This is a genomic window from Pseudomonas sp. FW305-25, from assembly GCF_017351415.1.
GTDB lineage: Bacteria > Pseudomonadota > Gammaproteobacteria > Pseudomonadales > Pseudomonadaceae > Aquipseudomonas > Aquipseudomonas chlororaphis.
The window spans coordinates 38757-48510 of record NZ_JACNDE010000045.1 but is presented as its reverse complement, the minus strand read 5'-3'; the positions used below and the strand labels follow the sequence as shown (position 1 = coordinate 48510).

At 64.6% G+C, this 9754-nt stretch carries 8 protein-coding genes and 1 pseudogene; all 9 read right to left on the bottom strand.

The features are described 5' to 3' along the window. A pseudogene (locus J4E58_RS28355) lies at nt 1–341 on the bottom strand (ABC transporter permease); the annotation flags it as partial. Nucleotides 342–411: 70 nt separating this feature from the next. Further along, nucleotides 412–1992 (bottom strand): sugar ABC transporter ATP-binding protein, encoded by a 1581-nt coding sequence (locus tag J4E58_RS28350; protein WP_087089287.1) that lies wholly within the window; start codon nt 1990–1992, stop codon nt 412–414. Between the two features lie 85 nt (nt 1993–2077). Next, nucleotides 2078–3004, bottom strand: a complete 927-nt coding sequence (locus J4E58_RS28345) for a sugar ABC transporter substrate-binding protein (RefSeq protein WP_007923640.1) — start codon at nt 3002–3004, stop codon at nt 2078–2080. A 54-nt stretch (nt 3005–3058) separates the two neighbouring features. After that, on the bottom strand, nt 3059–3256 hold the full coding sequence (locus J4E58_RS28340; protein ID WP_009043385.1) for a hypothetical protein: 198 nt from the start codon (nt 3254–3256) through the stop codon (nt 3059–3061). 142 nt (nt 3257–3398) lie between these two features. Further along, nucleotides 3399–4457: a Gfo/Idh/MocA family oxidoreductase gene (locus J4E58_RS28335; RefSeq protein ID WP_087087926.1), complete on the bottom strand. Its 1059-nt coding sequence runs from the start codon at nt 4455–4457 to the stop codon at nt 3399–3401. A 193-nt stretch (nt 4458–4650) separates the two neighbouring features. Beyond that, a complete protein-coding gene (locus J4E58_RS28330; RefSeq protein ID WP_087087928.1) occupies nt 4651–5511 on the bottom strand; it encodes a sugar phosphate isomerase/epimerase family protein in 861 nt (286 codons plus the stop codon). Nucleotides 5512–5767: 256 nt separating this feature from the next. Beyond that, nucleotides 5768–6778, bottom strand: a complete 1011-nt coding sequence (locus J4E58_RS28325; protein ID WP_087087932.1) for a Gfo/Idh/MocA family protein — start codon at nt 6776–6778, stop codon at nt 5768–5770. 61 nt (nt 6779–6839) lie between these two features. Next, nucleotides 6840–8774 carry a 3D-(3,5/4)-trihydroxycyclohexane-1,2-dione acylhydrolase (decyclizing) gene (gene iolD, locus J4E58_RS28320; RefSeq protein ID WP_087087934.1) on the bottom strand — a complete coding sequence of 645 codons (1935 nt, stop codon included), beginning with the start codon at nt 8772–8774 and terminating at the stop codon, nt 6840–6842. A gap of 147 nt (nt 8775–8921) precedes the next feature. Beyond that, nucleotides 8922–9743, bottom strand: a complete 822-nt coding sequence (locus J4E58_RS28315; RefSeq protein ID WP_087087936.1) for a TIM barrel protein — start codon at nt 9741–9743, stop codon at nt 8922–8924. Between the last annotated feature and the right edge of the window lie 11 nt (nt 9744–9754).

The following is a 9754-nucleotide window of genomic DNA, read 5'->3' as shown; positions in this document are numbered from 1 at the left end:
AGCGACGGGAACACCGCGCGGGTGAAGTCCGAGGTCTGCGCCAGGCTGGCGGCGATCATCGCCGACAGCGCCAGCACCGAGCCGGACGACAGGTCGATGCCGGTGGTGATGATCACCTGGGTCACGCCGATGGCCAGCAGGCCGATGATCGACACCTGCAGGATCATCAGCACCAGGCGCTGGGAATTCATCAGGAAGCTCTGGTCGCGCACGATCCAGCCGAACAGCTCGAACACCAGGCCGATGCCGATCAGCACCAGGAAGATGCTCAGCTCGGTGGGCAGGCGCCGGCGCGTTCTGGCTGGCGCCGCCGCGGGTTTGTTTTCCAGTATCGCGTTCATAAGCCTTCACCTTCTTCTTGTATGGCCGGCGGCGAACACACCTCGCCGATGGCCTTGATACGTTTGCCGGCTAGTGGACCAGGGACATCCCCGAAGCCAGTTGCATGACCTTCTCCTGGGTCGCTTCAGCGCGGTCGAGGGTGCCCATCAGCTCACCCTCATGCATGACCATCACCCGGTCGCTCATGCCCAGCACTTCCGGCAGCTCCGAAGAAATCATGATCACCGCCATGCCTTCGCCGGCGAGGTAGGCGATCAGCCGGTAGATCTCGGCCTTGGCGCCGACGTCGATGCCGCGGGTCGGTTCGTCGAGGATCAGCACCCGCGGGTTGGTCATCAGCCAGCGCGCGAGCAAGGCCTTCTGCTGGTTGCCGCCGGACAGGGTGTCGATGCACTGCTCCAGGGACGGGGTCTTGACCCGCAGCTTCTTGCACATGTCCTCGCACAGGGCGCGCAGGGCCTTCTGCTGGATGAAACCGTTGCCGGCATAGTGCGGCAGCACCGCCATCTCCATGTTTTCCAGGACCGACAGGCAGGGAAACAGGCCGCTGAGCTTGCGGTCCTCGGTCAACAGGGCAAACCCCTTCTCGATCGCCATGTGCGGATCACTGATGCGCACCGGCTGGCCGTCAAGGCGGATCTCGCCGCCGTCGCTGGGGGTGATGCCGAAAATCGTCTCGGCCACGTTGGTGCGGCCCGAGCCCATCAGCCCGGCGATGCCGAGGATCTCCCCGGCGTGCAGGTCGAAGGACACGCCCTCGAACACCCCGTCCAGGCGCAGGTCGCGCACCGACATCAGCAGCTCGCCTATGGGCTTCTCGCGCACCGGGAACAACTGGCTCAGTTCGCGGCCGACCATCATCGAGATCAGGCTGTCGCCGTCCATGCTGTCGGCCCGTTGCAGGCCAATGTAGGCGCCGTCGCGGAACACCGCCACTTCATCGGCGATGGCGAACACTTCGTTCATCTTGTGGGTGATATAGATGATGCCCTTACCCTGGGCCTTGAGGTCGGCGATGATCGAGAACAGGTGCGCCACCTCTTTCTCGGTAATGGCCGAGGTCGGCTCGTCCATGATCAGGATGTCGGAGTCGTAGGACACCGCCTTGGCGATCTCCACCATCTGCCGCTCGGCGATGCTCAGGTTGCCCACCTGCTCCTCGGGGTCGAGGTTGATCCGCAGGCGTTCCAGCAGCAGTGCGGTGCAGCGGTGCATCTCGCGGTGATCGACCATGTGCAGGCCGTTGAGCTGCTCGCGGCCGATCCAGATGTTCTCGGCGATGCTCATGTGCGGCATCAGGTTGAGTTCCTGGTGGATCATCGCGATCCCCGCCTGCAAGGCCGCCAGCGGCGTCTCGAAACTCACCCGCTGGCCCTTGAGGCGCAGCTCGCCGGCGTCCGGCTGGTAGATCCCGGCGATGATTTTCATCAGGGTCGACTTGCCCGCGCCGTTCTCCCCCATCAGCGCCAGCACCGTGCCGGGGCGCACCCGCAGCTGCACATCGGACAGGGCGACAACCCCGGGGAAACCCTTGCTGACGTTGATGACTTCCAGCAGGTAAGGCTGCTGCTCGGACACAGACTGGGCAGACTGAGCGGCGGGCTGCACAGCCGTCGTCGGGATGCTCGAAGCAGTCGCTGAAGCGAACATGATCAGGTACTCCATCCGCGGGGCAGCTGGGCCACCCCGCCGGCTTATGGTTGTTGATGGAACGGACGGGCTATTTGAACCGGGCTTATTTGAACTGGGCGACGTTTTCCGGGGTGATCAGGCGATACGGCACCCACACCGCCTGCTCCACCGGCTCGTGCTTGGCCATCTTCACCGCGGTGTCGATCGAGCCGTCGGCCTGGCCCTTGGCATCCTGGAACACCGAGACCGCCAGGTCGCCCTTCTGCACCGCGCGCAGGCCATCGGGCGTGCCGTCGACCCCGGCGATCAGCACGCTGCCCTTCTCCACCCCGGCCTGTTTCAGCGCCATGGCGGCGCCAATGGCCATTTCATCGTTGTTGGCCACCACCGCATCGAACTGGCGGCCCTGGGTCAGCCAGTCGTTGACCAGGGTCATGGCCTTGTCCCGCAGCCAGATCCCGGTCTGTTCCTGCTCGACCTTGATCCCCGGGTACTTGGCCAGCACTTCCTTGACGCCCTTGGTGCGGTTGGTGGTGGAGTTGTTCGCCAAGTCGCCCAGCAGGATCACCACCTCGCCCTTGCCGCCCATCTTGTCGGCCAGGTACTGCATCTGCATCTGCCCGGCCTCCAGGTCGTTGGAGGCCACGGTGACCACGCCCTTGGGCAGGTTCAGGTCGTCCGGCCGGCGGTTGACGTAGACCAGCGGAATCCCGGCCTTGACCGCCGCTTCGGTGATCTTGCGGGTCGCCGCGGTGTCCACCGGGTTGACCACGATGGCGTCGACCTTCTGGCTGATAAAGCTTTCCACTTGGCTCAGCTGCTTGACCACGTCGGCCCGGGCGTCCTCGAACTGCAGCGTGACGCCGTCCGGCAGCGACTTGGCTTTGTGGTCCATGGATTCACGCAGGTAGGTCAGCCAGGTGTCGTCGAACTGCGACATGCTCACGCCGATCTTCAGGTCGGCGAACGCCGTGCCGCTGCCCAGCAGCAGGGACAGGGCAAGCGTGGCGAAACGGGTCTTGGTCTTCATGAAAGGTCTTTCTCCACATTCTTGTAGGTTTTATGGATAAGGCGCAGAAACCACTCAGTGAGGCAGACGCACGATCGGCGCGCCGGGCATGCAGCACACCAGCGCGCCCTTGCGTTCGACGCAAAGCAGGCGGACCAGGGACTGGACGACAAAGGCATGCCGGGGTGTTTGGCGAGGTGTTCGACTGGACAATGGATGGCGGCGCGGCAATGCGCGGCGAAGCAGGTGCACAACGGAACTGAAGGTTTTCATCGACGGTACCTGTTTTGTTTTTGTTGGCGGGTTTCACTCGGTTCAAGGCGGATCTGAAATCGGCCTGTGACGCTGGCGAAACCCTGCTAGTCGGCAACCTGGAAATGACTTTATTGGAAAATAATTTCTATATCAACTCATTTTAGAATTTTATTCCAAATTCATTCTGCAACCGGAAATCGGCCATTTCCACCACCTGGCGCTGGCGCCAGCTCAGGCGCGCGGCGTCCAGCACGCGGGTGGTGGCCAGGGCCTCGGCCGCGGTCACCGGCAGCGGCCCCTGCCCTTGCAGCGCCGCCTGCCACTGTTTATAGAACTGCAACCAGTCGCCCCGCTCGGAAGCCACCCGCTCACGGATCTCGCCCTGCTCGAACCAGCCCCAGCGACGGTGTTCCTCGACGCCCCAGCGCTCGCCCTCGGTCTGCGGCGACAGGCCGGCGACCAGCGCCTGCTCCTGGCCATCCAGGCCCTCGACCGTATAGCTTCCGGCCGAACCGCTGACCCGGAACCGTGGCCCCTGGCAGTTCTGCAGACAACTACCGGATAAATGTGAAACCACGCCATTGGCATGGCTCAGGGCGAGAAAAAAACCGTAGTCGCAGGTCGGCGCCTGGGGGGCGTACTGCAATTCGGCGTAGACCCGGGTCACCGGGCCGAACAGCTGCAAGGCCTGGTCCACCAGATGGCTGCCGAGGTCGCGCAGGAACCCGCCGCCGCTGGTATTGCCCACGGCCTGCGGCACATAGCGCTCGACCCGCGACTCGAAGCGGCTGACGCTGCCCAGGGCGCCGCTGGCGATCAGCTTGCGCAGGGTGAGGAAGTCCGAGTCCCAGCGCCGGTTCATGTACACGCTCAGCGGCACCCGACGGGTTTGCGCGGCCTCGATCAGCACCTTGGCCTGTTCGAGGTCGCTGGCGAAGGGTTTGTCGCTGACCACCGGGACACCGCGCTCGATGGCTTCCAGCACCAGCGCCGCACGACCCTCCAGCGGGGTGGAAATCACCAGCCCGTCGATCCCGGCCGCGACCAGTTGCTCGATGCTGTCGAAGGCCCGCACCCCGGGGTGCTCCGCCGCCAGCAACTGCCGGCGCTCGGCCGACAGGGTGACCACGCCGACGAAGGTCGCGCCGGGCAGGCTGGCAATCAGCGGCGCGTGAAAATGTCGGCCACCATGGCCGTAACCCACCAAACCAATGCGCATCGCAAAGCCCTCCTTATATAGAACCCGCCGTATTGCTGTAGGAGCGAAGCTTGCTCGCGATGAACCCGAGGGCGCCGCGTTTCGTCAGAAAATACGTGTCATCGTTAACGTCCATCGCGAGCAAGCTTCGCTCCTACAAAGGGCGGTATGTGAAATACCGGCCGCCTTGGCTCGTCAGGCCACAGGGCTCGTTTCAACGGCACAGCTCGCTGCTGACCCGCTCCAGCATCATCCGGTTGGATTCGTCCGGGCGGTCTTCCCAGGCGAACACCGAGACCGTGGCGATGCCGTCGAACTGGATCTCGCGCAGGGTATCGAAGAACGCCGTCCAGTCCACCTCGCCCTGGCCGATGTCCAGGTGCTGGTGCACGGTGGCGGTGACGCCCGGCGGGTTGACGATATAGCGCAGGCTCGACGACGCCTTGTGGTTGTAGGTGTCGGCGATGATCAGGTGGCTGAGCTTGCTGCCCGCGTACTTGAGCATCGAGGCGATGTCGCCCTTGCCGTCGTCGTAAAAGAAGGTGTGCGGCGCCGCGTACAGGTAGTTGATCCAGTCCCGGTCGAAGCCGCGGATGATGTCCACCGACTCGTTGTTGCGCTCGCAGAAATCATAGGGGTGGGCCTGGATATCGAGCTTGATGCCCTCGCGCTCGAACTCCGGGATCAACTCGTCCATGGAGCGCATGAACTGGTTCTCGCACACCAGCGGGTTGTCCGACTGGCCGGTGAACTCGCTGTTGACCAGCTCGCAGTCCATTTCCACGGCGATCTGGATCGCCCGCTTCCAGTTGCGCACCGCCGCCACGCGCAAACCTTCGTCGGCGGCGGCCCAGTGGTACATCGGCAACAGCGAAGAGAGCTGCACCCCGCTGTCGCCGAGGGCCTTGCGAAACGCCTTGATCCGCGCCCGGTCGACCCGGGGCGCCTTGTAGAACGGCAGGAAATCCTCACGCGGCGACAGCTCGATGTACTGATAGCCCAGTTCGGCGGCCTTGTCGGTCATCTGGCCCAGCGGCAGGTGGCGGTACATGTAGGGGTCCAGTGCGATGCGCATTTTAGTGTTCTCCCCGAATCTGAAGTGGTGACCTGTAGCCGCTGCCGCAGGCTGCGATAAGGCCGAAGGCCTTCAGCGATCTTGAGGCCTTGCGCGCCCTTCGGTCGGGATCGCAGCCTTCGGCAGCGGCTACAAAGTTGCTGTGTCCCTTGTAGGAGCGAAGCTTGCTCGCGATGGAGTCGGATGCGCCGCGTTGTTCCAGACAGACCGCATCATCGTTAACGTCCATCGCGGGCAACCGGCCGCTCCTACAGAATCAGCCATAGAACGCCGGGCGCGGCGGTTGCTCGACCTTGACGATCCGCCCGCTGTTCTGCGCCTCGATGCAGGCATCGGCGGCCACCGCCGCGGCATAGCCGTCCCAGGCCGAAGGGCCACCGACCTGCCCGGCCCGCACTCCGTCGATAAAGGCCTGCAGCTCGACGTCATAGGCGGCGATAAAGCGGTCCTTCCAGTCCATCAGGATCGTGTTGGACAGCTTGGCCTCGCTGCGCAGCTGCACCTGGGACGGCTCCGGCAACTTGGCGATGCCGGTCTCGCCCACCACTTCGCACTGGATGTCGTAGCCGTACTGGCAGTTGACGAACACCTCGACGTCGATGCGCGTGCCCTTGGCGGTTTCCAGCAGCACCACTTGCGGATCGCGCAGGTGCGCCAATGCCTTGCTCGACTTGCGCGGGAACACCACCTGCACCGACACATAGTCGTCGGCCAGCAGCCAGCGCAGCACGTCCAGCTCATGGATCAGCGTGTCGGTGATCGCCATGTCGGTCTTGTAGTTCTCGCCGACCCGCGGGTTGCGGTGGGCGCAGTGCAGCATCAGTGGCTCGCCGATCCGGCCGCTGTCGATCACCGCCTTCAGGGCGCGGTAGCCGGCATCGTAGGGGCGCATGAAGCCCACCTGGACCAGGCGCTTGCCGTGGGCCATCTCGGCCTCGACTATCTTGCGGCAGCCGGCGGCGGTCACCGCCAGCGGCTTCTCGCAGAACACCGGCTTGCCGGCGGCGATGGCGGCCAGCACGAACTCTTCATGGCTCGGCCCCCAGGAGGTAACCAGCACCGCCTCGACTTCCGGCGCCTTGATCAGCGCATGCCCGTCGGGATACACCTCGGCGGCGATCTTCAGCTCGGCCACCACCTTCGCCGCCTGCGCAAGATTGATATCGGTGACCGCCACCACCTGGCTGCCCAGCAGGGTCTGGCTGCAACGACGGATATGGTCCTGGCCGATGGCCCCGGTACCGATGACGCCCAGTTTCAAAGACATGAATGCACTCCTGTTTTTTGTTCGAGCAATAGGTTGTTCGAGCCTGTTGTTATTCGAGCGATCAGTACTGCCGGGCCTTGGCCAGGCGTTCGTTGAGTTGTTTGGCCACCGCGTCGGTACGGGCGCTGGTGGACACCTGCGCCACCCCGACCCGCCACCAGGACAGGTACTTGTGGATCATGGTCTTGGGCAGGACCTTGATATCGATCAGGGTCGACACCGTCTGGGTCCGCGCATCGGCCAGGGCCGCCTGCAGCTCTGCCACGGTCTTGACCTTGTAGGTCTTGCAGCCATAGGCCGCCGCGCTCATGGCGAAATCCACCGGCACGAAGCCGCCGTCGAGCTTGCCGGTCTCGGGGTTGCGGAAACGGAACTCGGTGCCGAAGCTGTCCATGCCGTGTTCCATCTGCAGGTTGTTGATGCAGCCGAAGGTCATGTTGTCCAGCAGCACCACGTTGATCTTGCGCCGCTCCTGGATCGAGGTGGCCAGCTCCGAATGCAGCATCAGGTAGGAGCCGTCGCCCACCAGGGCGTAGACCTCGCGCTGGGGTTCGGCGAGCTTGACCCCCAGGGCCGCGTTGACCTCGTAGCCCATGCAGGAATAGCCGTACTCGACGTGGTAGGTGTTGACCCCCTTGCTGCGCCAGCTGCGTTGCAGGTCGCCGGGCAGGCTGCCGGCGGCGGCGACGATCACCGCATCGTCGGCCAGGGTCTGGTTGAGCACCCCCAGCACCCGGCTCTGGGTCAGGCAGGAACCGGTCAGCTCGATGAATTCGCGCAGCACCGCCGGGTCCATATGGTCGTTAATCTCCGGGACAAAGCCGTCGGCGTGGTATTCGACCTGATAGACCCGGTCCACCTCCACGTCCAGCTGCGCCCGCGCCTGGTCGATCTGTTCGCCCCAGGCGGCCTGGTAGTCGCTGCGCGCCAGGGCTTCGGCCAACCCGTTCAGGCCTTCCCGGGCATCCGCCAGCAGCTGCACGCCGTCGAGCTTCAGCGCATCGCAGGGGCTGATATTGAGGTTGAGAAACTGCGCATCGGCGCGGAACAGCGACTTCGAGGCGGTGGTGAAATCGCTGTAGCGGGTGCCGATGCCGATGATCAGGTCCGCCTCTTTCGCCAGCAGGTTGGCCGCCAGGCAACCGGTCTCGCCGATGCCGCCGACATTCAGCGGGTGGCTGGAGACCACCGCGCTCTTGCCGGCCTGAGTCTCGGCGAAGGGAATGCCGAAGCTTTCGGCAAACGCCAGCAGCGCCTGGTTGGCCCCGGAGTACTTGACCCCGCCGCCACAGACGATCAGCGGCTTGCGCTTGCCGGCAAAGGCCGCCACGGCATCCTCGAGCATGGCCGTGGTGGCCGGCCGGCGCTCGATGCGGTGCACGCGTTTCTGCAGGAAGTAATCCGGGTAATCGTAGGCCTCGGCCTGCACATCCTGGGGCAAGGCCAGGGTCACCGCGCCGGTTTCCGCCGGGTCGGTGAGCACACGCATGGCGTGGATCGCCGCGGTCATCAACTGCTCGGGACGGTTGATGCGGTCCCAGTATTTGCTCACCGCCTTGAAGGCATCGTTGGTGCTGATGCTCAGGTCGTGGAACTGCTCGATCTGTTGCAGCACCGGGTCGGGCTGGCGGCTGGCGTAGACATCGCCGGGCAGCAGCAACAAGGGAATGCGGTTGGCGGTGGCAGTTGCCGCGGCAGTCAGCATGTTCGCCGCCCCCGGGCCCACCGACGAGGTGCAGGCGTAGATCTTGCGCCGCAGGTGCTGCTTGGCGAAACCGATGGCGGCGTGGGCCATGCCCTGCTCGTTGCGGCCCTGATGCACCAGCAGCTCGCCGCTGTCCTGCTCCAGGGCCTGGCCCAGGCCGAGCACGTTGCCGTGGCCGAAAATGGTGAAGATCCCGGCGACGAACTTGCTCTGCACCCCATCGATCTCGACGTACTGGTTGTCGAGGAATTTCACCAGGGCCTGGGCCATGGTCAGTCGTGTCGTAGTCATATCTGCACCTTTGAATAGGGTGAAGGTTGCTGCTCTGTAGCCGCTGCCGCAGGCTGCGATAAGGTCCGCAGGACCTTCGGCGATCTTGAAGAGCGCGCCCGCTACGCGGTCGATCGCAGCCTGCGGCAGCGGCTACAGGGAACGGTGTTATGCCAGGGCCTGCTTGAGGTGGTCGATGCTGGCGCCGATCGCCCGCTGGATATCCGCCAGCCCATGCACGCTGTCGGCGAAGGGTTCGAACGACAGGTGGCCGCTGTAGCCGCGCTCGAGCAGGGTCTCGATCTGCGCCGCGTTGCCGAGGATGTCGCCCTCGCCCACCAGCACCCGGTGGCCGTCGCGGATGCTCGCCAGGGGCGCCTCGCGGTCCTCGACCCCGGAGATATGCACCAGCCCGGTCAGCTCGGGGAAGAATTCCTGCTCGCCGGCCAGGTGATGGTGAAAGGTGTCGTGCACCAGGCGAAACACATCCAGCCCGCCGATGGCGCGGATCGCCTCCACCGCGGTGCGCTTGCGCCGCAGAGAACATTCCTCGAAACCCAGGGGCTCGATAAAACCGAGAATCCCATGCTCGCGCAGGATCGGCGCCAACTCCGTCAAGGCGGTGCGCAAACCGGCGCCGCGCTCGGCGTCGCTGCGCGCATCGGCGCGGTCGTTCAGCGGGCACATCACCAGGCCGCGGGCGCCACAGTCGCGGGCATAGGCGGCGAGCTTCAGGGCCTGGGCGCGACGCTCGGCGTTCCAGACATCGAAGGGGTACAGCGCATTGATCGACAGCACCTGGATGCCGTGGGTCGCGCACAACTGGCGCACCTGTTGCGGCGGTGTGCCGTCTTCGATCTCCACGCCCGCAAGGTCATTGCGGATCTCGATGGCATCGGCTTTCAGGGCCACCGCCAGCTCGATGAACGCCGGCAGGCTCAAACGTGGGGCAACCATACGATTCAGGGCGAAACGCAGGGGCTGGCTCATTATTCTTGTTC